This window comes from Bradyrhizobium sp. i1.15.2 (genome assembly GCF_040548425.1).
In the GTDB taxonomy this organism is placed as follows: Bacteria; Pseudomonadota; Alphaproteobacteria; order Rhizobiales; family Xanthobacteraceae; genus Bradyrhizobium; species Bradyrhizobium canariense.
In genome coordinates, this window is the sequence record NZ_JBEPRQ010000003.1 from 110671 (window position 1) to 133880 (window position 23210).

A 23210-nucleotide genomic window follows, 5' to 3' on the forward strand; every position below is an offset into this window, starting at 1 on the left:
ACGGGGGCCGGGCCGTGTCATCATGACCATCGTCAAGTGGATCGCCATCCTGCTCGTGACCGTCTATTGCGCCGGTCTCCTCGTGCTGTATGTCAGGCAGCGCGAGATGCTGTTTCCGATCCCGCCCGTCGGTCGCACCGCGCCGGATGCCGCAGGCCTCCCTGAGGCCGAAGAGCACGTCCTGACCACCTCTGATGGCGAGAAGGTCATCGTCTGGCACGTGCCGGCGAGGCCCGGCCGCCCCGTGATCCTGTATTTCCCAGGCAATGGCGATTATCTCGCCGGTCGCGTCAGCCGTTTTAAGGCCATGACGGCGGACGGCACCGGCCTCGTCGCGCTGTCCTATCGCGGCTATGCCGGCTCGAGCGGGGCGCCGAGCGAGGCGGGCCTGCTGCGCGATGCCGCGGCCGCCTACGCCTTCACCACTGCGCGCTACGCGGCGGAACGAATCGCCGCCTGGGGCTTTTCGCTCGGGACAGGCGTGGCGGTCGCGATCGCCTCGGAGCATCGTGTTGGAAAACTCATCCTGGAAGCGCCCTATACATCGACGGCCGACATTGCAGCATCATCGTTCTGGTTCGTTCCGGTGCGTCTGCTGATGCGCGATCCCTTTCATTCCGACGAGCGCATCCCGCGCGTCACTGTGCCGCTATTGGTGATGCATGGCACCAATGACCTTGCCATTTCGATCGTGTTCGGAGAGCGTCTGTTCGCGCTTGCGCATGAACCGAAGCAGTTCGTTCGCTTTGCAGGCGGTGGACACGACAATCTCGATGCGTTCGGTGCGATTGAAACGGCGAGGCGATTCATTGCTTCCTAGACGACTTGTCGTTCGGCGCGCGAGCGGGTTCATCGCCGCGATCCTCGTCGTGTTGTTGCCACAGCACGCATGGGCTGCGACCGGGCTCGACGGCGCGGCGATGGGCTGGCCCTATGCGCTTCCCTTTGCCGGCCTGCTGCTGTCGATTGCGCTCGGCCCGCTGCTATTTGCACGATTCTGGCACCATCATTACGGCAAGATCGCCGCAGCCTGGTCGCTGCTGGCACTCGCCTCGCTCGTCATCTTGGCCGGGAGCACGGCGACGCTGGCGGCGCTCGTTCACGCCATGCTCGCCGAATATCTCGGTTTTATCGTGCTGCTGTTCTCGCTCTATGTCGTGGCTGGGGGCATTCTCGTGACGGGCGACATCAAGGCGACACCGGCGGCCAACGCCGGCATCCTTGCGCTCGGCACCGTGATGGCGAGCGTCGTCGGCACCACGGGAGCGGCCATGATCCTGATCCGCCCTCTGATCCGCGCCAACCGGCCGCGGCGCTACAACGCCCATGTCGTCATCTTCTTCATCATCCTGGTCGCCAATGTCGGTGGTGCGCTGAGCCCGCTCGGCGATCCCCCGCTGTTCGTCGGCTTCCTGCACGGTGTCGACTTCTTCTGGACCACGCGGACCATCTGGCTGCAGACGGCGATCGTTGCCGGACTGCTGCTCGCGATCTTCGTCGTCATCGACGTCTGGCGCTTCCGTAGCGAACCTTTGTTCAGCGCCGCCGGCGCCGCGAAGCCGGTCCGCATCCGCGGCCTCGTCAACCTGGTGCTGATCGCAGCCATCGTCGCGAGCCTGCTGGCGTCGGCGATGTGGAAGCCCGGCATCGCCTTCGACATTCTCGGAACCAGGCTGGAGCTGGAAGACGTCGCCCGCAACGCGGCGCTGCTGGCCATAGCGGCCCTGTCGGTGTGGTTGACGCCGGACGAGCACAGGCAGGCCAACGGCTTCACCTGGGAGCCGATCCGCGAGGTCGCGAAGCTGTTCGCCGGCATTTTTGTCGCGATCATCCCGGTCATCGCCATGCTCGATGCCGGCCATCACGGCGCGTTCGCCTGGCTGTTGTCGGCCGTGACGGCGCCGGACGGCACGCCGCGCGAGGTTGCCTATTTCTGGTTCACCGGTCTGATGTCGGCGTTCCTCGACAATGCGCCGACCTATCTGTTGTTCTTCGAGCTCGCCGGCGGCGACCCGCAGGTGCTGATGCACGAACTCTCGGGCACGCTCGCCTCCATTTCCATGGGCGCAGTCTACATGGGCGCGCTCACCTATATCGGCAATGCGCCGAATTTCATGGTGAGCAGCATCGCCAGCGAGAACGGCATCAAGATGCCGAGCTTCTTCGGTTATTTCGTGCGCGCCAGCGCGGTGCTGATCCCGCTATTCGTGCTGCTGACGCTGCTGCCGTTCGCTCCGATCCTGCGCTGGCATTGAATCCGCCACCCGATTTGCTACTGCTCGCCCAAGATGCGATGAATTTGCGCGAAGCAATTGGAGCCGGTGGATGAGCGCGCACAATCCGATGCCTCGGTCGGCCTGGATCTTTCCGGCGCTGGCCGTGCTGCTGTTCGCGGCCGTCAGCGCGACGGACTACGCGTTCACGCTGTCGTTCGGCGGGCTCGTCTTCGCCCTCGTGCTCCTCGTCATCCTGTTCGGCACGGTGTTTGCCGCGGTCCATCATGCCGAAGTGATCGCCGAGCGGGTCGGCGAACCCTACGGCACGCTGGTGCTGACACTCGCGGTGACCATCATCGAGGTGGCGCTGATCACCACGATCATGCTGGGCGACAAGCCGGCCCCGGAACTGGCGCGCGACACCGTGTTCGCCGTGGTCATGATCGTCTGCAATGGCCTCGTCGGGCTCTGCATCTTCATCGGCGGCCTGCGCTATCGCGAGCAGGGTTTTCAGCTCTCCGGCGCCAACGTTTATCTCAGCGTGCTGTTCGCGCTCGCGACCATCACCCTGATCATGCCGAACTACACGACCACCACGCCGGGCCCCGTCTATTCGGCGGCTCAACTCGGCTTCGTCGACGTGGTCACACTCGCGCTGTATGGGGTGTTTCTCTACACCCAGACCGTGCTGCACAAGGATTACTTCGTTCACGACCGGGCGGGCGGCGGGAGCGGGGAGGCGCATCTGTCGGGGAGGACCTTGGCGCTCAGCGTCGTGCTGCTGCTGATTGCGCTGCTGGCGGTCGTGCTGCTGGCCAAGAAATTCTCGCTGGTGGTCGATGCGGTCGCGGCCAGGATCGGCGCGCCGCCTGCCTTTGCCGGACTTCTGGTCGCGCTCCTGATCCTGCTGCCGGAGGGCGTCGCAGCCGTCTCGGCGGCTCGCAAAAACGACCTTCAGAAGAGCATCAACCTCGCGCTCGGCTCGTCGCTGGCCACCATCGGGCTGACCATCCCGGCGGTCGGTGTCGCCACCTATGCGCTCGACAAGGAGCTCACGCTCGGCCTCAGCGGCCAGGGCAGCGTGCTTTTGCTCCTGACCTTCTTTTTGAGCATGCTGACCTTCGGTACGGGCAGGACCAATGTCCTGTTCGGGCTGGTCCATATGGTGGTATTTGCCGTCTACGTGTTCATGGTTTTCGTGCCCTGAACCGGTTTTCCGGATATGCCCCAGGAGAGTTCCGATGCTTGCCGCCGAGTCCGAGGTTCAGGTCGACAATGAGCAGGTTCGGGTGACCGAGTGGCGGCTCGCGCCAAACAGCGCCACCGGGCATCACACCCACGGCATGGACTACGTCATTGTTCCCGTGGTCGCAGGGGAAATGACCATCGTGGCACCCAATGGCGAGCGGTCCAAGGCGCAACTTGCGGCCGGAAAATCCTATTTTCGCAAGGCCGGCGTCCAGCACGATGTGCTTAACGAAACCGCAACCGAGATCGTGTTCCTTGAGGTTGAGCTGAAGTCGTAAATCGGCGTACCCCTTTGCCATTGATCCGTCGCAGTTGATCCCTCACTATGCCTCAAAGTTCCCGCATCAGATCGCGCGGGGAGTGGCCGGAATGCTGAAATACATCGCTAAAATCTCGATGGACATCTTCCCCTCGGTGCTCGCAACGATCATCGGGGCATACATCGTTAATCATTACATCAACGCGAAGCCGGCGGCGGATGCACCCGCGGCCGTGATGGCGCCTGCCGACGCTGGCAAGAACGGCAAGCCCGCCGATCTGGCCAACCTGCCCACGCCGGGTGTCAAGGCCAAGGGTATTTCCGAGAAGAAGGTGGCGGACAAGCCGGCGACCGAGAAGGCTGGCGATCAGCCCGCCGCGGAGCCAAAGACTTCTACGGCGGACGTCGCACCGGCCGAGGCCGCCCCGCGCGGCAAGCCGTCCGCGCGCGAGAAGGCAGTCGCCAAGTCCACCCCGGCCGTCAGTGCACCCGTTCCCGCCACCCCGGTGGTGGAGGCCAATTCGGCGCCGGCTGCTGCCGCACCGACCGCAACCCCCGACGCCAACGATCTCGTGCGCGCCGCGATCGAGCGCCTGCGCAAGTCGCCTGAGGGTAAAGCCGTTGAGGCCAAGTCGGTTGAGACCAAGTCTTCGGAAGCCAAGGCGCCCGAGAAGACTCAGGAGCCTGCGGTGCGCGAAGCCGCCCGCAGCCCGGAGGCTCCGCGTATCATCCCCTTGGATCAGTCAACGGTGCGTCCGTTGCCGCCGCCGATCACGGTCTCGACGCCCGCAGCCGAGGCCTATGGCGATGGCGGCTCGTCGCAGGCGAACCCGCCCTACACGGCCTCGGTCGGCAACGAGAACCCGAATCGGCTGACGCCGCCGGCTGACATTCCTGTCCCGATGATCGCGCCCCCGCTCGATCTGCGCGCCGATGCCGGCGCGTCCATGCCGCGGCCGAAGACCAATGTCGCCGACGACATGCTGTCGGGCGTCAAGTCCATGTTCCACTCCGTTCTGCCGAAGGGCGTCACCCCGGATTAAGACGGCGCCTGCGGCTTCGCCAGAATCGTCAGCCGCCGACGCGGGCGAGGCCGCTGCGGGCGGCATCGTCGCGTGGACGAAGCGAGACCGCCTTGGTGTAGGACGCCGCCGCCTTGGTCCTGTCGCCCAGCCGTTCATAGGCCTGGCCGCGTATGGTCCAAACTTGGGCATTGTGGGGATCGGCCTCGGAAGCCTCATCCAGATCGGCCGCGGCCTCCTTGGCCTTGCCGAGGGCGAGATAACTGTTGGCGCGGCCGAGCAGCGGCTCGACCTTCTGCGGGTTAAGGCCGCTCGCCGCGCTGAAATCGGCGATCGCGAAATCGTGCTGGTTCTTGCCCTGGTAGATCAGGGCGCGGCCATAGAGCGCCTGCGCATTGTAGGGATCGAGTCCGACCGCGTGATTGAATTCATCGAGCGCGGCCGCCGTCTCGCCGGACTTTGCCAAGGCTTGGGCCTTTGCCGTATGGGCCTGGGCTTCGCTGACATTGCCGGCGCTGACCACATTCTCGGCGGTCGTGGCCGCCTTGGGTGCCTCCTGCGGCTTTTCCTTCTCCGGCGTCAGCGATCCCAGGTCGAAGGAGCAGCCGCACAGCGAAATCCCCATCAAGGCCAGCGCAAATGGCTGCAGCAAGATCTGGCGTAACCGCGCCAAGCCGCGCTTGGGGAAAGGGGAGGCCATCTACGGTTCGCTCGCGCTAGTGCCGCATCGGGAGTGCCCCATCCCAGGAAGGCACCGCTCACAAAACAATAACGCGGGCCAGGGGCCCGCGTCATCGAAAACTGAAGTCTCTCAAGTCCGGTAAATCAGCGCGGTCCGCGCGGACCGGCACTTGCACCAGCACCCGGGCCGCCGCGACCGCCACGATCACCGCCAGGGCCAGCGCCGAACACCGGCTTCGGCTTCATTGGCAGCAGGCCTTCGCGCTGCAGCTTCTTGCGGGCCAGCTTGCGTGCGCGACGCACGGCTTCGGCCTTTTCGCGGGCCTTCTTCTCGGAGGGCTTTTCGTAGTGACCGCGGAGCTTCATCTCGCGGAAAATACCCTCGCGCTGCATCTTCTTCTTCAGCGCCTTGAGGGCTTGATCGACATTGTTATCGCGGACGAGAACCTGCACGCGGCATCCTCTTCAGTGGATCGGATTTGAATTCTGGTAAGTCAAAGGGGATGGCGAAACGCACAAGCCCTTAACCTTGAGGGCGCGGATGTATCAGACAAAACCTGGGATGTCCACCGGCCAAGCGGGTTTTCGGGCCAAGTTCAGCCATTAAATGAGGCAAAATACCTCTGTGCGGCCCTGATTTGGGAGATTTGACGCCAAGGGTGGGGCCGTTTCCGGAGCTTTGTTCCGGAATCTTTGAAAGCAGGGGACGACACATGGATATGAAGAAATACGCGGCCGAAGCTATCGGCACCTTTTGGCTCACATTCGCAGGTTGCGGAAGTGCTGTGATCGCAGCCGGCTTTCCGCAGGTCGGCATCGGTCTGGTCGGTGTCTCCCTCGCATTCGGGCTGAGCGTGGTCACCATGGCCTATGCGATCGGCCACATCTCCGGCTGCCATCTCAATCCGGCCGTCACTGTCGGCCTTGCTGCCGGCGGACGTTTTCCGGCCGGACAGATCCTGCCTTATGTGATCGCGCAGGTGGCCGGCGCGATCGTGGCCGCGTGGCTTCTCTACGTCATCGCAAGCGGAGCGCCCGGCTTCGACGTCAGTAAAGGGTTCGCGTCCAACGGCTACGACGCCCATTCTCCCGGCCAGTACAGCATGATCGTGTGCTTTCTCACCGAGGTGGTCATGACCATGATGTTCCTGTTCATCATCATGGGCGCTACCCACGGCCGCGCGCCCGTGGGCTTTGCGCCGCTGGCGATCGGGCTCGCGCTGGTGATGATCCATCTCGTCAGCATCCCCGTCACCAACACCTCGGTGAACCCGGCGCGCAGCACGGGCCCCGCATTGTTCGTCGGCGGCTGGGCGCTGTCGCAGCTCTGGTTGTTCTGGGTTGCGCCACTGATCGGCGGCGCGCTGGGCGGAGTGATCTATCGCTGGCTCAGCGACGAACCCACCGGCGTCGTCGCGGGCGCAAAGACGGCGTAATCGCAAAGCGGGATCGCGGCATACGCCGCGGTCCCGTTATTTGCCGGTCGTGGGTCGCACTTCGGTGACGTGGCCCATCTTGCGGCCGGGACGCGGCGCGCCCTTGCCGTAAATGTGCACGGTCGCGCCCGGCACGCTCAGCCAGTTCTCATACTCGTTGATCTCGTCGCCGATCAGATTGGTCATGGTGACGACTTCGCCGTGGCGCACGGGCTTGCCGAGAGGCCAGCCGGCAATGGCGCGAATGTGCTGCTCGAACTGCGAGACGGACGCACCGTCGAGCGTCCAGTGTCCGGAATTGTGCACGCGCGGAGCGATCTCGTTGACCAGCACCTTGGGTCGGGTGCCGTTGGCGAGCACGAACATCTCGACGGCAAGCACGCCGACATAATCGAGCGCGCCCGCGATCTTGCCGGCGATGCTGCGCGCTTCCTCGGCGAGCACATCCGGGATCCGCGCGGGCGCACGGGAGATCTTCAGGATGTGGTCGCGGTGCTCGTTTTCGGTGACGTCGAAACACTCGACCTGGCCTGTGGCCGAGCGGGCGGCGATCACGGAAATCTCACGCTCGTACGGCACGAAGGCTTCCAGGATGGCCGATTTGGTGGCGAGACTGGTCCACACTTTCGCGATGTCGTCGCCCTCGCGGATGATGGCCTGGCCCTTGCCGTCATAGCCGAAGCGACGGGTCTTCAGCACTGCCGGAAGGCCGATCCTGGCGATCGCCTCGCGCAATGACGGGACCGAGGTGACGTCGGCATAGGCCGCGGTGCCGATGCCGAGCCGGGTCACGAAATCCTTTTCGGCGAGTCGGTCCTGGGTGGTCTCGAGAATCTTGCGGTTGGGCAGCACCGGGCGGCGCGCATCCAGCACCATCGCGGCCGCGGACGGCACGTTCTCGAATTCGTAGGTGATGACGTCGACGTCGTTGGCGAACAGCTCGAGTGCTTCGACATCGGCGTATTCGGCGCAGGTCGCATTCAGGACGACGTCGAAGGCCGGTGAGTCCGGATCGGGCGAGAACACCTGGCAGCGCAGGCCGAGCCGTGCCGCCGCCATAGCCAGCATCCGCCCCAATTGTCCGCCGCCGAGGATGCCAATGGTGTCGCCGGGCTTCAGCTTCACCTGCTTTGCGTCAGTCACGCCTTGTCCTCCGGGCGCTCGGCCACGGCCTCGGTCTGCGCCTTGCGCCAAGCGGCGAGGCGGTCGGACAAGGCCGGGTCGGACAAGGCCAGCACGGCAGCCGCCAGCAGCGCCGCATTGATGGCGCCGGCCTTGCCGATCGCGAGGGTGCCGACCGGGATGCCCGCGGGCATCTGAACGATCGAATAGAGCGAATCGATGCCTTTGAGTGTCCTCGATTCGACGGGAACGCCGAACACGGGCAGTTCCGTCAGCGCCGCCGCCATGCCGGGCAGGTGGGCTGCGCCGCCCGCGCCGGCGATGATGACCTTGTAACCAGCCGCCTTGGCGCCCTTGGCGAACGTAAACAGCCGGTCGGGGGTGCGGTGGGCTGAAACGATGCGGGTGTCGGCGGCAACGCCGAGTCCTGCGAGCGTGTCGGCGGCATGCCGCATCGTGTCCCAGTCCGACTGGCTTCCCATGATGATGGCGATCGGCGCGGTCATGACGTGAATTGTGCTCGAAAAACAGGAAGATAGGCCAGATTAGCGGTTCCGGCCGGTGGCTCGCAAGGCGGTGGCAAGGAGAAGGGAATGCACTATCCTGTCTTGGTGAATCCCCGCAAGCCTTCATTGAGCAGGATGCCCATGAAGAAACCAAAAAGGGCGAGCGCTGCGAAGGCCAAAAAGGGCCCGAAAACCAGCGCCGCTCGCTCCAAAGTTGCTCCTAAGCGTCCGGTCAAGCGTCCGACCAGACCGTCGCGACGCGGAGCGTCTGCCGATGACGGCGCCAAAGCGGTCATCAAGACGGCCATCAACGCGACCATCCGTGACCTCCGGAGCAAGCTGAAGGGGGCGCTGCGGCGAGTCGCGGAGCTCGAGGCGGCCGCCGACACCGACTTCCTGCTCGAAATTCCGAACCGGCGCGGCTTCGAACGCGAACTCGGACGCGCCGTCGCCTACATGAAGCGCTACCGCGCCAGCGGCGCGCTGATCGTGCTCGACGTCGATCGGCTGAAGCCGATCAACGATTCCTTCGGCCATGCGGCCGGCGACGAGGTGCTGAAGGCGATTGCCACCACGCTGACGCGGCAGATCCGCGCCTCCGACGTGGTCGGCCGGCTCGGCGGCGACGAGTTCGCGCTGCTGCTCTGGAATCTCAGCGAGACCGACGCCAAGGCGAAGGCCGCGGCCTTCGAGCAGGCTGTCGACGAATTGTCCTTTGTCTTTCGCGGCCAGCACGTGAGCGCGGGCGCTTCCGCCGGCGTGGCCCTGCTCGGGGTACAGTCCGACGCCGCGCGCGCCCTGGAAGAGGCCGATGCCGCGATGTATGTGCGCAAGGCGCACCGGCGGCACGAGCCGCGCATCAGGCTCGTCAGCAGCTAGTTAAAGCGTGCCGAGGTCCTTCGGTACGTTGCCAAAGCTGCGAAGCAGTTTGGCGTCGCCGAATTCGCCGGTCATGGGATCGCCGCTGCGGCTGAACGCGACGGCGCCGGTGTGGCCGGCGCCGTGCGACATAACCTCGGCGCGCCGTAACGCGGCCGCCGCGGTCTGGCATTCCTCGGCCGCACCTGCGACCGGCGATCCGTCCTCGTCGGTCAGGAAAGGTAATGCAACGTAATAGGTGACATCGGACATGGTCGGCTCCGATAGCTGACAGCTCAGGCTGCGCTGCTCTTGCTCCGCATCTTGCTGCGTGAGGTCTCCGGAATGCAGCCGGCGGAAATGGCCGCCTGCAATTCCTCCAGCTCGGCCTCCAGATATTCATTGGCCATGATCAGCGCCTTGATGGTGCTGCGCAGATTGCCGTCGCACATCGCGATCGCCTGATCGCAGGCTTGTTCATAATGGCTGTTGTCGAGAAGGGCGGTTGCCGACATCTGCGTTTTCCTTGGACGGTTTTCCTGGGGGCGTTGGTGCGCAAATGTTCTTATTTTGTTCCTTTCGAGTCAAGCGGATTCGCGTGCGGCGAGCTGCCGTAAAGCTCTCCTCCTGTGGATCAGGCGATGATGTCGGGCGTGATCTGGTCTTCGATGAACGCGATACGGTCACGCAACAACAGCTTGCGTTTCTTCAACCGCTGTAACCGCAACAGGTCGGGCGCGGGCGATTGATGCAGTGCATCGATCGCCACATCGAGATCTCGGTGTTCCTGGTGCAACCGGGCGAGCTCGGATTCGAGTTCGCGCGCATCTTCATTGGTCATGTCTGCGGTGGCCGAAAAACCGATAGGCGTGAGATTAAGGCTGTGGATGCCCTGTGGAAACTATCGTCCTTGCGCGCCGTGATCGCAAGCGATCTCGGGCTGTCCTGCGCCGATCTCCCGCGAGATATTTCTGCCGGTCGCTGCGGCGTTGCGCAAGCGCATTGATATCACGGATTTTTCCCGCGTGGTTCCCTTACTCACGCTTCGTTACATATGAATTTTTAAAAATGACACTGCGACGACTGATATCCATCGACAGAACGAATCGGTGATGTACACTTCCTCGTCCGGTCGAATCCAAGGTTCACCCCTACCGAGGAGGTTTCGAATGACAATTCAGGCACATCTGGTTGAATTGGAGCGGAAGCATAAAACTCTCGAAAACGAATTGCACGAAGCTCTCGTGCACCTTTCAACAGACGACCTGCAAATTGTTGAGTTGAAGCGCCGGAAGTTGATGGTCAAGGACCAGATCGAGCGTCTCAGGCACGGCGACACGCTCCACTAGCAACCCCCGTAACAGCGTAGAGTTGATCGCACCCTTTCAGGCAGGGATGGGAGTCTTTGCGCTCATCCCTGCTGCAAGGCGCGCACCGTGCAAGGATTTGTGCGGCTCTAGCTTCTTGTCTGGACGCGGTTCTTTACGCGCAACTGGAATCCACTTCGCTTTAAACCACTAGACATTTGCGAGCTCGGCGACGTGATCCGCGATCGCAAGCGATGACGTCAACCCGGGCGACTCGATGCCGAACAGGTTGATCAGGCCTTCGACGCCGTGATCGCGCGGGCCCTGCATCAAGAAATCCTGCGTGGCCACCGCCGGCGGCACGATCTTCGGGCGGATGCCCGAATAGCTCGGCATTAGCGCGCCGTCAGGCAGCGTCGGCCAGTATTTGCGGATCGCCGGATAGAAGCGCTCGGCGCGTGATGGGTCGACCTCATAATTGATCGTCTCGATCCATTCGACGTCGGGGCCGAAACGTGCCTGCCCGGCCATGTCCAGCGTCAGATGCACCCCTAGCCCGCCGGGCTCGGGCACCGGATAGATCAGGCGCGAGAACGGCGCCCTGGCATTGCAGCTGAAGTAGTTTCCCTTGGCGAGGTAGGCCGTCGGGATCCGTTCCAGCGGCATGCCCTCGATGTTGCGCGCCACCGTGGTCGCCGAGAGCCCGGCGGCGTTGACGAGGAGGCTGCATTGCAGCGTCATCGGCGCTTCGCCGCCCGCCTCGATTTCAATGACGCCGGCGGTGGCCTTGGCACGGATCAGCGGGGTGTGAAACGCGAAGGCCGCGCCCGCGTCCTCGGCTTCGCCGCGCAGCGAGAGCATGTAGGCGTGGCTGTCTATGATGCCAGTCGACGGCGACAGCAGCGCGGCGTCGCAGGCGAGCGCCGGCTCAAGCGCACATGCCGCATCGCCCGTGAGCAACTGCATGTCGAGCACGCCGTTGGCCTCGGCATGCGCCTTGATCGATTGCAGCTTCTCGGTCTCTTTCGGATTGGTCGCGACGATCAGCTTGCCGCTATTCCTGTGCGGGATGCCGCGCTCGGAACAGTAACGGTAAAGCGCGTGCTTGCCGTCGACGCACATGCGCGCCATCCAGCTTCCGGCGCGATAGTAGATGCCGGCATGGATCACCTCGCTGTTGCGCGAGGAGGTGATGGTGCCGATGGCCTCGGCTTCCTCGAGCACGATCACCTCGCGCCCGGCTTGCGCCAGCTTGCGAGCCACCGCGAGCCCGATCACGCCGGCTCCGACGACGACGCAGTCGACCCTATCCATGGTAGTGCAGGACGTCCGCTCGAAGCGACGATGGCCTCACGCCTGGGACCGGCGGCGCGGGGGCGTTTTCCGTTAACGAAGCATTTATCATGTCAGGGCAATTGCCGTATTTGATGCCACATTTTTTCGTTGCGCGTACAGGCGTTTACCCGATCCAAACCCGCGAGGCCAGACAATCCGACGTTGAAATCGCGGGTGGCTGATGGCTGAGAAGAACTGGCACGCGGGCAGCGCGCTTCCGATTGCGGTGCAGGCCGTCGTGTGCCTGGCCGCAGCGGTGACGCCTGCGCGCGCCTTTGCCCTCTCCGACAGCTTCACTCCTCCGAGCTATCTCGGCCACCTCGATCCCAACGTGATCTGGGAAGCCCTGATCGCGGGCATCGTGATCTGCTCGTTCCTCGTCGCGATCGCGCTGTGGATCCATTCCTCGCTGCGCCGGACCAAGCGTCTGCAGCTGCGGCGCAATGCCTTCGTCTCCTCCGCGATGAACAATCTCAACCAGGGCGTGGTGATGACGGATGCGCAGCGGCGCATCATCTTCTGCAACGACCGCTATCTCGAGATTTACGGCCTGGCGCGGTCGGATCTCTGGGCCGACATGAATGGCTACGAACTCCTTGAGCTGCGACGCAAGCGCGGTGTGCTCGGGGGCGCCTCCAACGACGAGTTCTATGAGAAGGCGGCAAGCACCAACGGCTTGATCACCGAACTGCCGGACGGGCGGGCCATCCTGGTGAAATATTTCGTGCTGCCCAATGGCGGCTCGGTGACGACGCATCTGGACGTCAGCGAGCAGCGCAGGCTGTCGCGGCAGCTCGCCTCCACCAAGCAGTTCCTGGAAACATTGCTGGACCACGTGCCGGCCTGCGTGGCCGCGAAGAACATCGAGGATGGTCGCTACATCTTCGCCAACAGCGCTTATGAGCGGTTCTGGGGGTTCTCGCGCGACCATGTCGTCGGCAAGACCGCGCGCGAGCTGTTTGCGCCTGTCTCGGCGGACAGCATCGAGGCGACCGACCGGGCGGCACTCGATTCGCAGGACGGCCAGTTTCGCAACGAATTCGAGGTCGACCGCGCCGGTGAGCGGCGCATGGTTGCCTCGATCCGGATCGTGGTCCGCAACGAGAGCAACAAGCCCGAATTCCTGATGCTCGTGTTCGAGGACATCACCGATCGCCGCTCGCTGTCGAAGGAGCTGGAGAGCACGAAGAAGTTCCTGGAGCTCGTGGTCGACAACATCCCGGTGGCCCTGATCGTCGAGCAGGTCAAGGACGGCCGCTACCTGCTCGCCAACCGCAGCGCGGAGACGATCCTCAACCGCAGGCGTGAGGAAGCCACGGGCCTGACCGCGTCCGACATCTTCAATCCCAAGGAAGCCAAGCTGATCATCGCGCGCGACGAAGCCGCGATCAAGAAGCGCGGGATGATCACCGAAGAGCACCCGATCTCCACCAAGGACGGGCTGCGGCTGTTTCTCACCCGCCGCGCTACCGTGCTGAGCGACACCGGCGAGCCGCAATATCTGATCAAGACCCACGAGGACGTCACCGATCGCCGGCAGACCGAGTCGCGCATGGCGCACATGGCCTATCACGACGGCCTCACCGATTTGCCGAACCGTGCCGCTTTCCTGCAGGCGTTGACCCAGATGATCGAGGCCTGCGAGGGCACCGGCGAGGAGTTCGCGGTTCTGTGCGTCGATCTCGACGGCCTCAAGGAGGTCAATGACGTCTTCGGTCATGCGCACGGCGACAAGCTCCTGGTCGAGGTGGCCCAGCGGCTCCAGGACTCCGCGCGCGGCGGCGTGGTGGCGCGCCTGTCTGGCGACGAGTTCGGCCTGATCATCGACGGCAAGCAGCCGGAGGCAGGTCTCGCGCTGGCGCAGCAGATCGGTGATGCCGTCGCCAAGGAATTCCAGATCGACGGCCGCCCGGTCCGTGCCGGCGTCACCACCGGCATGTCGATCTTCCCGCACAACGGCGCCGACGCCGCCTCGCTGCTCGCCAACGCCGGCGCGGCGCTGTTCCGCGCCAAGCAGAAATCGCGCGGCACGATCAGCCTGTTCCAGCCGGAGATGGACCAGCAGATCCGCGATCGCCGCGTGCTGCACCAGGATCTCTCGATGGCGATCAAGAACGGCGAGCTCTCGCTCGCCTTCCAGCCGCAGGGAGCAGCGGGCCACAGCGTCGCCGAGAGCGAGATCATCGGCTTCGAGGCGCTGGCGCGCTGGCAGCATCCGGTGCGCGGCCAGGTCTCCCCGGCCGAATTCATCCCGATCGCGGAGGAAAGCGGCCTGATCGTCGAGATGGGCGAGTGGATCCTGCGCGAGGCCTGCCGCGAAGCCGCGTCCTGGCCGACGCCGCTTCAGATCGCGGTCAACCTGTCGCCGGCGCAGTTCATGCACGGCGACGTGGTCGGGCTCGTCCATTCCATCCTGCTCGAGACGGGTCTTGCCCCCGGCCGGCTCGAGCTCGAGATCACCGAGGGGGTGCTGATCGAGGACTTCGATCGCGGCCTTGCGCTGCTGCGCCGGCTCAAGGCGCTCGGCGTGCGCATTTCCATGGACGATTTCGGCAGCGGTTATTCATCGCTGAGCTATCTCCAGGCGTTCCCGTTCGACAAGATCAAGATCGACCGCGCCTTCATCATCAATCTCGGCCGCAACCCGCAATCGGCAGCGATCGTGCGCGCGGTGATCGATCTCGGGCATGGCCTGGAAATGTCGATCGTCGCCGAGGGCGTCGAGACGCTGGAACAGCTTGCCTTCCTCGCCGCGGAAGGCTGTGACGGCGTGCAGGGCTATCTGCTCGGCAAGCCCCTGCCGATCGGGAAATATGCCGGCCTCGTCGGTCGCGCCGAAGTCATGGAGCTTGCGCTCAAGACCGGCTAAAGCGGTTTCGAGCGAAGTGGCTGCCGGTTCGCGTCAAGAAAACGCGCCAAACTCAAATCTAGAGCCCCGTTCCGATTTCATCGGAACGGAAATGGCTCTAGTGAGGGTGGGCGTTTCTTTCGCTCCCATTCGACGGCTTTATGGCGGATTACGATTTTGCGATCATCGGTGGCGGCCTGAACGGTGTCAGCCTCGCGCGCGATGCCGCCGGCCGCGGCCTGCGGGTCATCCTGTTGGAGCAGGGCGATCTCGGCGGCGCGGCGTCCTCGGCAACACCGCGGCTGATCCACGGCGATCTCTCGGTCCTGGAACGGCGCGGCTTCCGACGGGTGCGCCGAGCGTTGGCCGAGCGCCGGACCTGGCTGCGGATCGCGCCGCATCTGGTTCGGCCGATGCGCTTCGTGATCCCGGCGCATTCCGACGAGCGCCCACCATGGCTGCTGCGCGTTGGCCTATTCCTCTACGACAGCCTCACCGGCCGGAGCGGCCTGCCTGCAACGGCGACCCTCGACATCACGCATCATCCGGTCGGCAACGCGCTGAAACGACCGTTCGGCACGGCCTTCGAATATTCGGACTGCGTCGTCGACGATTCCCGACTGGTGGTGCTCACGGCACTGGATGCGGCCGAGCGCGGCGCCGTGATTCGGACTGGAGCGCGCTGTGTGCGTGCCGATCGAACCGATACATGGCGGCTCGCGGTGGTCGACCGCGGCCATCGTCGCACGATCACGGCCCGGGCACTGGCCAACGCCACCGGCGGCTGGACGTCGATGGTCGCCGAGACCGTGCTGCGGCAGCCGCAACCCGCCATGGTGGCGACGCAGATGAGCCAGATCATCGTCCCGCGGTTGTTTGATTCCGATAACGTCTACGTCTTCCAGAACAGCGATGGCCGGCTGATCTTCGCGAGTCCTATCGAGCGCGATTTCACCCTGATCGGAACAGTAACGCACGATTTCACCGGCGATCCCGCGATCGTCGCGATGCCGGGGGCCGATGTCGGCTATCTCTGCGAAGCGGCGAGCCGCTATTTCCGCGAGCGCGTTGCCCCGACCGACGTGGTGCGCGCGGTCTCCGGCGTCAACCTGACGCTGGCGTCCGCGCGCCGGCGTGACGGCACGACGCTGTTCGACGCGCGGCGGCGCAAGGCGCCGCTGATCACGATGTTCGGCGGTGACGTCACCACCTCGCGCCTGCGGGCGGAGCGCGCGGTGACGAAGTTGACGCCGTTCTATCCGATGTCGCCGCCCTGGACCGCCGGCGCGGCGCTGCCCGGCGGAGATTTTGCCTGGGACCGTTTCGACACCGAGGTCGATCTTGCGCGCGACCGTTGGCGCTTTCTGTCGGAGACGCAGGCCCAACGCCTCGTCGCGGCCTATGGCTCGCGGCTATCGGTCGTGCTTGCCGAGGCGAAGACCCGGGACGATCTCGGCGCCGCCTTCGGTCCCGAGCTGACGGGCGCCGAGGTGCGCTATCTCATGACCCACGAATGGGCGCGTTTTCCCGAGGACATCCTGTGGCGCCGCTCCAAGCTCGGCCTGACGATGTCCGCACAGGAATGCGATGCGCTGGCTGCGTTCATGGCGAATGCGTGAACGAACCGCCTCTAATTGGTTGAGTGAGGGACGATCGGCCGCTAGCGTGCGGCGGGATTGGGGTTGGCAGGGACCATGACTGACGAGTTGCCCGGAACAGACGCGGCTGCGGCTGCGGTTGGAGAGACGCAGTTCGCGGCCGGCGAGCCGCTGCTGCGCATCGAGGGCGTCGCCAAGTCGTTCGGGACGTTCCGGGCCGTCGACGGCGTGTCGCTCGACATCAAGGCCGGCGAGTTCTTTGCACTGCTCGGGCCCAGCGGCTGCGGCAAGACCACGCTTCTGCGCATGCTCGCCGGTTTCGAAGCGCCGGATCAAGGGCGCATCCTGCTCGGCGGCAAGGACATCGCGCAGGCGCTGCCGCATGAGCGGCCGATCAACATGATGTTCCAGAACTACGCGCTGTTTCCGCACCTGTCGGTGCGCGACAACATCGCCTTCGGCCTGAAGCGCGCCGGCATGGCGCGCGCCGACATCGCCACGCGCGTTGCGGAGATGGTCGCGCTGGTGAAGCTCGAAGGGCTCGAGAAGCGCAAGCCCGATCAGCTCTCCGGTGGCCAGCGCCAGCGCGTGGCGTTGGCGCGCGCACTGGCGCGACGCCCGCAGCTGCTTCTGCTCGACGAGCCGCTCGCAGCGCTGGACAAGAAGCTGCGCGAAAACACCCAAGGCGAGCTGATGGAGCTTCAGCGCCGGCTTGGCATGACCTTCATCATCGTCACGCACGACCAGGAAGAGGCGATGACGATGGCGAGCCGGATCGGTGTGATGAGGGACGGCAAGCTCGCGCAGGTCGCCAGCCCGCGCGAGCTCTACGAGGCGCCACGCTCGCGCTGGATCGCGGAGTTTGTCGGTGACGTCAACCTGTTCGACGCCGAGTCCAAATTGCGCGACGGTCATCGTCTGGTCATCGGCACGCGCGATGCGGGCGCGCTGGTGGTGGCGGAGCCGCGCGAGCCGTTCGGCGAGGGCAGATTATCGGTTGCGATCCGCCCCGAGAAGGTCAAGCTGTCGCGCCGCGGTCCGGTGCGGGAAGCCGGTCATGAAACGGCGATCAACCAGCTGGACGGCGTGATCGCCGACATCTGCTATCTCGGCGGCACCACCACTTACAAGGTGAAGCTGGACGCCGGCGGGATGCTGCAGGCTTCGGTCGCCAACAGCGCGCGCCTCGATGTCGACGCCTACAGCCTGAACCAGCCTGTCGTCGCCTGGTTCACGCCCGACGACTGCGTGGTGCTGCCGTCATGAGCGCGCGCCGCATTTTTGCGCGACCCGCTCGCCTTGCCGCGATCGCGCCCTATGTCTGGATGGTGCTGTTCTTCCTGGTGCCGTTCGGCTTCGTGCTGAAGATCAGCCTGTCGCAGACGGCGATCGCGCAGCCGCCTTACGAGCCGGTGTTCGACCTGATGGCGGGATGGGGGGCGCTGAAGGCCGCCTTTGCTGCGCTGTCGATCGACAATTTCAGGCTGCTCGTCTCCGACGATATTTACGTGTTCGCCTATGTGCGTAGCCTCACCGTCGCCGTCACCGCGACCGCGCTGTTGCTCCTGATCGGTTATCCCATCGCCTACGGCATGGCGCGGCTGCCGACGCGCTGGCAGGCCGTGGCGATGGTGCTGGTGATCGTGCCGTTCTGGACCTCGTTCCTGATCCGCATCTATGCCTGGATCAACATTCTCCAGCATGACGGCCTGCTCAACCAGATCCTGCTTGCGTTGCATCTCGTCAGCCAGCCGGTGGTGTGGCTCTCCACCGACAGCGCGATGTATATCGGCATCGTCTATTCCTACCTGCCGTTCATGATCCTGCCGCTCTATGCCACGCTCGCCAAAATGGAGCCGGTGCTGGAGGAGGCCGCCTCCGATCTCGGCGCACCGCGCTGGCAGGTGTTCTGGCTCGTCACCTTCCCGCTGTCGCTGCCCGGCGTCGGCGCCGGCGTGCTGCTGTGCTTCATCCCCATCGTCGGCGAGTTCGTCATTCCGGATCTCCTGGCCGGCTCCAATGCGCTGATGATCGGTCAGACCCTGTGGCTCGAATTCTTCACCAACAAGGACTGGCCGGTCGCCTCCGCCGCGGCCATCGTGTTGTTGGTGGTGCTGCTGGTCCCGCTGCTGCTGTACGAACGGCTGCAGAAGCGGCAGCTGGAACAGGGGCGGTGAGGCGATGCGCAAGGTCTCCCGCCTGTCCCGCTTCAACGTCGTCTCGCTCGCGCTGGGTCTGGCTTTCCTCTATCTGCCGATCCTGATCCTCGTGATCTATTCCTTCAACGCCTCGCGGCTGGTGACGGTGTGGGGTGGCTGGTCGCTGCGCTGGTATCACGAGTTCTTCAATGACCGCGCCATGATCGAGGCGGCCTGGATGAGCCTGCGCGTCGCGGTTTCGTCGGCGACCATTGCGACCCTGATCGGCACGCTCGCCGCCGTGGCGCTGTCGCGCGGCGAGCGGTTTCGCGGCCGCACCCTGTTCTCCGGCATGCTCTATGCGCCGCTGGTGATGCCGGAGGTGATCACCGGATTGTCGCTGCTGCTGCTGTTCGTGGCGCTGAACGCCGAGCGCGGCTTCTGGACGGTGACGATCGCCCACACCACGCTGACGATGTGCTTCGTCGCCGTCGTCGTGCAGTCCCGCCTCGGCTCGCTCGACCGTTCATTAGAAGAGGCCGCGATGGACCTCGGCTGCGACCCCGTGCGGGCGTTCGTGGCCGTGACGCTGCCGCTGATTGCGCCCGCGATCGTCGCGGGCTGGATGCTCGCCTTCACGCTGTCGCTGGACGATCTCGTGATCGCGAGCTTCACCACCGGCCCGGGCTCCGCGACGCTGCCGATCCGGATCTATTCAGAGGTACGGCTGGGAGTGAAGCCCGAGATCAACGCGATCTGCACGCTGGTGATCGCCTTGATCGCGGTCGTCATCGTGATCGCCTCGCTCGCCTCGAAATTGTCGAGCTCGCAGGGCGAAAGCGCGGCGCCGCTTTGAGAGGGGAGGCATTGTGATATTCACCTACCAGGTCCTCGTCCATACGCCGCTCTGGGTCTGGCCCTTGTTCGCCTATCTGGTCTGGCAGGGCATCAAGGCGATGCAGCCGCGCAGGACGCCGATCTGGCGCGCGCTGATCGTGCCGGCCGTGTTCATCGTTTGGGGCGTCTCACGGATCGGCTTTGGACATCACGACGGCACATGGCCGCTGATCGCCTGGATCGCGGCGGCACTGGCGCTACTGCCGCTCGGCGTCCTGACGCCGCGTCCGTTCGATGTCGATCACACGACCGGGGAGATCATTCGTCCCGGCAGCGCGTTTGCGCTGGTCCGCAACCTCGTCGTGTTCTCTCTGCAGTACACGGTTGGCGTGATCTCGGCGATCGATGCGGGCGATCGCGCGGTGGCCTTCATCGCCGGCCGCGCCATTTCGGGCGCGACCGCCGGCTATTTCATCGGCTCGACGGTCGCGCTTCTGATCGCATATCGCAGCAAGCGCGCGGCCGATGTTTAGGACTTCACCGCACCCGCCGTGAGCCCGCCCACCATGTAGCGGCGGAAGGCGTAGTAGATGGCGGCCGGCGGCAGCGCGTAGATGAAGCCGGTCGTCATCAACAGCTCCCACGGCGAGTCGTCGGCGGCGAGGAAGTTGCCGAGCGCGACAGGGAGGGTGATCTCGCGATCGTTTGAGAGCAGCAGGAACGCGTAGAGATATTCGTTCCAAGCGAGCAGCACCGCATAGGTGCCGATCGCGACCAGCGAGGGCATCATCAGCGGCAAGTAGACCAGGCGGAAGATCTGGAGAGTCGTCGCGCCGTCCATCACCGCGGCCTCGTCCAGCTCGACCGGCAGCTTGTCGGAGGCCTGCTTGAGCACCCAGATCGCATAAGGGCTCGCGATCGTCACCATGGCCAGGATCAGCGACCAATGATTGTTGAGCAGGCCGTAATTGCCCATGGTGCGATACATCGGCACCGCGAGGAACGCTGCCGGGATGAAATAGGTGAACAGCGCGAGGTTCATCACGATGCGCCCGCCGGGCACGCGCAACCGCGAGATCGAGAACGCAGCCGCGGTTGCGATGACGAGCGTGAGCACGCCGACGGCTGCCGCGATCACCAGCGAATTCCAGAACTGCACGTAGAAGTCCCGCAGGAAGTAATGCTGCTGCTTGAACACGATTTCGAAGTTGTGCAGCGTCGGATGATCCGGCCACAGCTTGCCCGAGAACGCGTCCTCCTTCGGCGAGATCGCGAACAGGAACATGTGATAGATCGGTATCATCGTCCAGAGCAGGACGGGAATGCCGATCAGGAGCAGCCGCGCCTCGGTCGCGACGTCACGGAGAGAGGGAAGCTTCATCGCGACAACCGTTTCATCATGAAGTACATCAGCGGCAGGACGAACGGTATCGCGCAGACGATGGAGGCCATCGCGAGCGAGAGCTGGTCGAGCCGGAGATAGCGGATGCCGAGTGTCGACAACACGTGCGTGAGGTCGGCCGGGCCGCCGCCGGTGAGCAGATAGACGCTGTTGAAGTCGCCGAGCGTCCAGATCATCGAGAGCAGCGTGCAGGTGATGTAGAGCATCTGCAGCGACGGCCAGGTGATGTAACGGAATTTCTGCCACCAGCTGGCGCCGTCGACCTCGGCGGCCTCGAACAGATCTTGCGCGATCGCAAGCCGTCCGGTCATCAGGATCAGCGTCCAGAACGGCAGCGATTTCCAGATGTGGACGCCGATTGCCATGGTCAGCGCCACGGTCGGGTCGTTCAGCCAGTTCGGGCCGTCATCACCGGTCAAGTTGAAGATGAGGTGGTTGACCATGCCCCATTCGGGGTTGAACATGAAGCGCACCGACAGGATGGTCGGAATTGACGGCACTGCCCAGGGCAGGATGAAGACCACCGAGAGCCATTTGATCCAGGTGCGCTGCTGCGCGAAGAAGCCGGACAAAAACAGCGCGATCAGCATCTTGATGTTGATGCCGATGACCAGGAAGATCAGCGTGTTGACGGCGGCGCGCGCGAAGATCGGGTCGTTATAGAGCGCGACATAATTCGACGGGGCCCGCGCCAGCCATAGCCCGTAACAGACGGGGTAGACGACGAAGGCAAGGAAAACGAGCAAATAGGGTGCGAGCAGCACGATGCCCCAGATTTGCGTCGGGGTCAGCCGCGACGACAAGGGCGGTGCGGGGATCGACTGATCACCAGAGAGCGTAATCGCCATTCTTTTTGGACTCTTCAAAGAGTTGCCGGCCGCGAAACGCGGCCGGTACTGTTCTTATACCTTCACCCGCTGGGCGGGGCGAGGGGATGATGACTTAACCCGCGACCTGCTTGATGCGGGCGATCAGTTCGTCGACGGCCTTGTCGACCGGAACCTTCTCGCTCACCACCCGGTTCATCGCCTTGGCCCACACGTTCTCGTTGTTGAGAATCGTGAACTTCCAGTTCTTGGTGAAATCGAACGGCGCGGTGCCGCCCGTGAACTGGGCGTACACCGCCTTGCGGTGCTTGTCGGCCTGCCAGAACGGGCTGGCCTGGCTTTCCTTCGTCACCGGGAACCAGCGGCCGAGCGCGCCCTCGATATAGGGGCGAACGTTCTCTTCCTGGAGCAGGAAGCTGATGAACTGCTTGGCCTCGGCCTTGTTCTTGGCAACGCTGAAGACCAGCCCGGTCTTGACGTCGGAGCGGTAGCGGATGGTCGACCCATCCGGCGCCTTGGGGAAGGACGCCGTGATGATGTCCTGCTCATAAGCCTTCTTGCCGGCGTCGCGCTGCTCTTGCGTGAGCGCCTGGTTCTGCGAGTCCTCATACCACTTAGCCGCGATCGAGATCGTGAAGTTGTGGGTCATCACGATGGTCTTGTTGTGGAACGCGACGTTGTTGTCCGGATCCTTCCAGGTCGTGGAGGACGGTGGCGTGCAGCCCTTGATATAAGTGTCGGTGTAGTCCTTCATGGCCTTGATCAGGTTCTCGCGGACCGTGGGATCGTCGACCGTGAGCTTGCCGTCGTCGTCGACCAGCTTGACGTGGTAGGCATCCATGAAGGTGTAGAACGACTGGAAGGCGTCGGTGGATTCTACGCCCATCGGCTGGCCGACGGCGTAGATGCGCTGGCCAGTGGCTTTGCGGATTCCCGGTTGCACCTTGTCGCACCAGAACGTCCAGTACCCCGCCCAGTCGGTCGGAATGTCGCTCTGCTTGAAGCCGGCCTTCTCCAGCATGTCGTTCCAGATCTGGACGTGCATGCTCTGCTGCTTCAGCGGGAAGCCGTAATAGGCCTTCTTCTTGGTGACGTCGTTATAGAGGATCGAGGCGTCCAGCGTGTTCTGCACGAACCGGCCCTTGATCGGCTCCATGACGTCGGTGAGATCCTCGAGCTTGCCCTCGTAGGCCCACTTGCCCTGGGCCTGCACGTCATAAGAGTCGGAATAGGCGACGTCGGGCACGGTGCCGGCATCGAGCGCGGCGACCGTCTTCGGAATCATGTCCTGGATCGCGTACTGCGACAATTCGACCTTGATTCCGGTCTTGGCTTCGAACTTCTTGATCGTCTCGAGCAGCGCGTCGTCTTCGGAGCGGTAGAAGCCCTTGCCCCACCAGACCGTAATCGTCTTCTGCTGCGCAAATGCGGGTGCAGCGGCTGCAAGCAGCCCGGCCGCAGCGACCGCCAGTGATACTGCGCCAATAACCTTGGATTTCACGTTTTTCTCCCTCAAACGGCCGGTGTTTTTAACCAGTCGTATAAAACACTAGCGCATGGCCGCTATCCG

The 23210-nt window shown here is 64.1% G+C and carries 25 protein-coding genes; 14 read left to right on the forward strand and 11 right to left on the reverse strand.

Annotation, left to right across the window (positions count from 1 at the left end):
* Positions 1–22 precede the first annotated feature (22 nt).
* From ABIB80_RS08045 to ABIB80_RS08065, 5 genes are all read left to right on the forward strand, one after another.
* Complete coding sequence (locus tag ABIB80_RS08045) at positions 23–820, forward strand: alpha/beta hydrolase (RefSeq protein ID WP_007596276.1); 798 nt, start codon at positions 23–25, stop codon at positions 818–820.
* On the forward strand, positions 774–2255 hold the full coding sequence (locus tag ABIB80_RS08050) for a sodium:proton antiporter (protein ID WP_051058434.1): 1482 nt from the start codon (positions 774–776) through the stop codon (positions 2253–2255). The genes ABIB80_RS08045 and ABIB80_RS08050 overlap by 47 nt, the downstream gene beginning before the upstream one ends.
* Before the next feature lie 70 nt (positions 2256–2325).
* A complete protein-coding gene (locus ABIB80_RS08055; RefSeq protein ID WP_007596272.1) occupies positions 2326–3423 on the forward strand; it encodes a calcium:cation antiporter in 1098 nt (365 codons plus the stop codon).
* 34 nt (positions 3424–3457) lie between these two features.
* A complete protein-coding gene (locus ABIB80_RS08060) occupies positions 3458–3742 on the forward strand; it encodes a cupin domain-containing protein (RefSeq protein WP_007596270.1) in 285 nt (94 codons plus the stop codon).
* A gap of 91 nt (positions 3743–3833) precedes the next feature.
* Positions 3834–4766, forward strand: a complete 933-nt coding sequence (locus ABIB80_RS08065) for a hypothetical protein (RefSeq protein ID WP_007596268.1) — start codon at positions 3834–3836, stop codon at positions 4764–4766.
* A gap of 28 nt (positions 4767–4794) precedes the next feature.
* On the opposite strand, the gene ABIB80_RS08070 is transcribed toward ABIB80_RS08065, so the two are convergent.
* On the reverse strand, positions 4795–5445 hold the full coding sequence (locus ABIB80_RS08070; protein ID WP_007596267.1) for a tetratricopeptide repeat protein: 651 nt from the start codon (positions 5443–5445) through the stop codon (positions 4795–4797).
* Between the two features lie 125 nt (positions 5446–5570).
* A complete protein-coding gene (gene rpsU, locus ABIB80_RS08075; RefSeq protein WP_007596265.1) occupies positions 5571–5879 on the reverse strand; it encodes a 30S ribosomal protein S21 in 309 nt (102 codons plus the stop codon).
* Positions 5880–6139: 260 nt separating this feature from the next.
* On the opposite strand from rpsU, the gene aqpZ reads away from it, so the two are divergent.
* Positions 6140–6862, forward strand: a complete 723-nt coding sequence (aqpZ, locus tag ABIB80_RS08080) for an aquaporin Z (RefSeq protein ID WP_007596263.1) — start codon at positions 6140–6142, stop codon at positions 6860–6862.
* Between the two features lie 36 nt (positions 6863–6898).
* Here the strand turns inward: aqpZ and ABIB80_RS08085 are convergent, their stop codons facing one another.
* Together ABIB80_RS08085 and purE are read right to left on the reverse strand one after the other, a co-directional pair.
* On the reverse strand, positions 6899–8005 hold the full coding sequence (locus ABIB80_RS08085; RefSeq protein ID WP_007596261.1) for a 5-(carboxyamino)imidazole ribonucleotide synthase: 1107 nt from the start codon (positions 8003–8005) through the stop codon (positions 6899–6901).
* A complete protein-coding gene (purE, locus tag ABIB80_RS08090; RefSeq protein ID WP_007596259.1) occupies positions 8002–8490 on the reverse strand; it encodes a 5-(carboxyamino)imidazole ribonucleotide mutase in 489 nt (162 codons plus the stop codon). Before purE ends, ABIB80_RS08085 begins: the two co-directional genes overlap by 4 nt.
* A gap of 141 nt (positions 8491–8631) precedes the next feature.
* On the opposite strand from purE, the gene ABIB80_RS08095 reads away from it, so the two are divergent.
* Positions 8632–9369, forward strand: coding sequence for a GGDEF domain-containing protein (locus tag ABIB80_RS08095; RefSeq protein ID WP_083869869.1), 738 nt, complete (start codon positions 8632–8634; stop codon positions 9367–9369).
* Here the strand turns inward: ABIB80_RS08095 and ABIB80_RS08100 are convergent, their stop codons facing one another.
* The 3 genes from ABIB80_RS08100 to ABIB80_RS08110 form a co-directional block, all read right to left on the reverse strand.
* Positions 9370–9621 (reverse strand): hypothetical protein, encoded by a 252-nt coding sequence (locus tag ABIB80_RS08100; RefSeq protein ID WP_007596257.1) that lies wholly within the window; start codon positions 9619–9621, stop codon positions 9370–9372.
* A gap of 23 nt (positions 9622–9644) precedes the next feature.
* Complete coding sequence (locus ABIB80_RS08105; protein ID WP_007596256.1) at positions 9645–9863, reverse strand: hypothetical protein; 219 nt, start codon at positions 9861–9863, stop codon at positions 9645–9647.
* A gap of 119 nt (positions 9864–9982) precedes the next feature.
* Positions 9983–10189 carry a YdcH family protein gene (locus ABIB80_RS08110; protein ID WP_007596255.1) on the reverse strand — a complete coding sequence of 69 codons (207 nt, stop codon included), beginning with the start codon at positions 10187–10189 and terminating at the stop codon, positions 9983–9985.
* 328 nt (positions 10190–10517) lie between these two features.
* On the opposite strand from ABIB80_RS08110, the gene ABIB80_RS08115 reads away from it, so the two are divergent.
* On the forward strand, positions 10518–10697 hold the full coding sequence (locus ABIB80_RS08115) for a YdcH family protein (protein ID WP_007596254.1): 180 nt from the start codon (positions 10518–10520) through the stop codon (positions 10695–10697).
* Positions 10698–10865: 168 nt separating this feature from the next.
* Here the strand turns inward: ABIB80_RS08115 and ABIB80_RS08120 are convergent, their stop codons facing one another.
* Positions 10866–11969, reverse strand: coding sequence for an NAD(P)/FAD-dependent oxidoreductase (locus ABIB80_RS08120; RefSeq protein WP_007596253.1), 1104 nt, complete (start codon positions 11967–11969; stop codon positions 10866–10868).
* A gap of 202 nt (positions 11970–12171) precedes the next feature.
* On the opposite strand from ABIB80_RS08120, the gene ABIB80_RS08125 reads away from it, so the two are divergent.
* The 6 genes from ABIB80_RS08125 (at position 12172) to ABIB80_RS08150 (ending at position 19944) form a co-directional block, all read left to right on the forward strand.
* On the forward strand, positions 12172–14859 hold the full coding sequence (locus ABIB80_RS08125; protein WP_007596252.1) for a sensor domain-containing protein: 2688 nt from the start codon (positions 12172–12174) through the stop codon (positions 14857–14859).
* 140 nt (positions 14860–14999) lie between these two features.
* Positions 15000–16457 carry a glycerol-3-phosphate dehydrogenase gene (locus ABIB80_RS08130; RefSeq protein WP_007596251.1) on the forward strand — a complete coding sequence of 486 codons (1458 nt, stop codon included), beginning with the start codon at positions 15000–15002 and terminating at the stop codon, positions 16455–16457.
* Positions 16458–16532: 75 nt separating this feature from the next.
* Positions 16533–17702 (forward strand): ABC transporter ATP-binding protein, encoded by a 1170-nt coding sequence (locus ABIB80_RS08135; RefSeq protein WP_007596250.1) that lies wholly within the window; start codon positions 16533–16535, stop codon positions 17700–17702.
* Positions 17699–18613, forward strand: a complete 915-nt coding sequence (locus ABIB80_RS08140) for an ABC transporter permease (RefSeq protein WP_354127181.1) — start codon at positions 17699–17701, stop codon at positions 18611–18613. The genes ABIB80_RS08135 and ABIB80_RS08140 overlap by 4 nt, the downstream gene beginning before the upstream one ends.
* A gap of 4 nt (positions 18614–18617) precedes the next feature.
* Complete coding sequence (locus tag ABIB80_RS08145; RefSeq protein ID WP_007596248.1) at positions 18618–19430, forward strand: ABC transporter permease; 813 nt, start codon at positions 18618–18620, stop codon at positions 19428–19430.
* Positions 19431–19443: 13 nt separating this feature from the next.
* The gene (locus tag ABIB80_RS08150; protein ID WP_007596247.1) at positions 19444–19944 is read left to right on the forward strand and encodes a DUF6622 family protein; all 501 of its coding nucleotides are present in this window, start codon (positions 19444–19446) and stop codon (positions 19942–19944) included.
* On the opposite strand, the gene ABIB80_RS08155 is transcribed toward ABIB80_RS08150, so the two are convergent.
* From ABIB80_RS08155 to ABIB80_RS08165, 3 genes are all read right to left on the reverse strand, one after another.
* Complete coding sequence (locus tag ABIB80_RS08155; protein ID WP_007596245.1) at positions 19941–20792, reverse strand: carbohydrate ABC transporter permease; 852 nt, start codon at positions 20790–20792, stop codon at positions 19941–19943. The two genes, ABIB80_RS08150 and ABIB80_RS08155, sit on opposite strands and share 4 nt — an antisense overlap.
* A complete protein-coding gene (locus ABIB80_RS08160; RefSeq protein WP_007596244.1) occupies positions 20789–21661 on the reverse strand; it encodes a carbohydrate ABC transporter permease in 873 nt (290 codons plus the stop codon). Before ABIB80_RS08160 ends, ABIB80_RS08155 begins: the two co-directional genes overlap by 4 nt.
* Before the next feature lie 94 nt (positions 21662–21755).
* Positions 21756–23141, reverse strand: coding sequence for an ABC transporter substrate-binding protein (locus ABIB80_RS08165; RefSeq protein WP_007596242.1), 1386 nt, complete (start codon positions 23139–23141; stop codon positions 21756–21758).
* Positions 23142–23210 lie beyond the last annotated feature (69 nt).

Bases quoted from the DNA above. Each gene is read 5' to 3' on its own strand.
- ABIB80_RS08045 (WP_007596276.1), top strand. From the start codon at position 23: ATGACCATCGTCAAGTGGATCGCCATCCTGCTCGTGACCGTCTATTGC.
- ABIB80_RS08050 (WP_051058434.1), top strand. From the start codon at position 774: ATGCGTTCGGTGCGATTGAAACGGCGAGGCGATTCATTGCTTCCTAGA.
- ABIB80_RS08055 (WP_007596272.1), top strand. From the start codon at position 2,326: ATGAGCGCGCACAATCCGATGCCTCGGTCGGCCTGGATCTTTCCGGCG.
- ABIB80_RS08060 (WP_007596270.1), top strand. From the start codon at position 3,458: ATGCTTGCCGCCGAGTCCGAGGTTCAGGTCGACAATGAGCAGGTTCGG.
- ABIB80_RS08065 (WP_007596268.1), top strand. From the start codon at position 3,834: ATGCTGAAATACATCGCTAAAATCTCGATGGACATCTTCCCCTCGGTG.
- ABIB80_RS08070 (WP_007596267.1), bottom strand. From the start codon at position 5,445: ATGGCCTCCCCTTTCCCCAAGCGCGGCTTGGCGCGGTTACGCCAGATC.
- aqpZ (WP_007596263.1), top strand. From the start codon at position 6,140: ATGGATATGAAGAAATACGCGGCCGAAGCTATCGGCACCTTTTGGCTC.
- purE (WP_007596259.1), bottom strand. From the start codon at position 8,490: ATGACCGCGCCGATCGCCATCATCATGGGAAGCCAGTCGGACTGGGAC.
- ABIB80_RS08095 (WP_083869869.1), top strand. From the start codon at position 8,632: ATGAAGAAACCAAAAAGGGCGAGCGCTGCGAAGGCCAAAAAGGGCCCG.
- ABIB80_RS08100 (WP_007596257.1), bottom strand. From the start codon at position 9,621: ATGTCCGATGTCACCTATTACGTTGCATTACCTTTCCTGACCGACGAG.
- ABIB80_RS08105 (WP_007596256.1), bottom strand. From the start codon at position 9,863: ATGTCGGCAACCGCCCTTCTCGACAACAGCCATTATGAACAAGCCTGC.
- ABIB80_RS08110 (WP_007596255.1), bottom strand. From the start codon at position 10,189: ATGACCAATGAAGATGCGCGCGAACTCGAATCCGAGCTCGCCCGGTTG.
- ABIB80_RS08115 (WP_007596254.1), top strand. From the start codon at position 10,518: ATGACAATTCAGGCACATCTGGTTGAATTGGAGCGGAAGCATAAAACT.
- ABIB80_RS08120 (WP_007596253.1), bottom strand. From the start codon at position 11,969: ATGGATAGGGTCGACTGCGTCGTCGTCGGAGCCGGCGTGATCGGGCTC.
- ABIB80_RS08125 (WP_007596252.1), top strand. From the start codon at position 12,172: ATGGCTGAGAAGAACTGGCACGCGGGCAGCGCGCTTCCGATTGCGGTG.
- ABIB80_RS08130 (WP_007596251.1), top strand. From the start codon at position 15,000: ATGGCGGATTACGATTTTGCGATCATCGGTGGCGGCCTGAACGGTGTC.
- ABIB80_RS08135 (WP_007596250.1), top strand. From the start codon at position 16,533: ATGACTGACGAGTTGCCCGGAACAGACGCGGCTGCGGCTGCGGTTGGA.
- ABIB80_RS08140 (WP_354127181.1), top strand. From the start codon at position 17,699: ATGAGCGCGCGCCGCATTTTTGCGCGACCCGCTCGCCTTGCCGCGATC.
- ABIB80_RS08145 (WP_007596248.1), top strand. From the start codon at position 18,618: ATGCGCAAGGTCTCCCGCCTGTCCCGCTTCAACGTCGTCTCGCTCGCG.
- ABIB80_RS08155 (WP_007596245.1), bottom strand. From the start codon at position 20,792: ATGAAGCTTCCCTCTCTCCGTGACGTCGCGACCGAGGCGCGGCTGCTC.
- ABIB80_RS08160 (WP_007596244.1), bottom strand. From the start codon at position 21,661: ATGGCGATTACGCTCTCTGGTGATCAGTCGATCCCCGCACCGCCCTTG.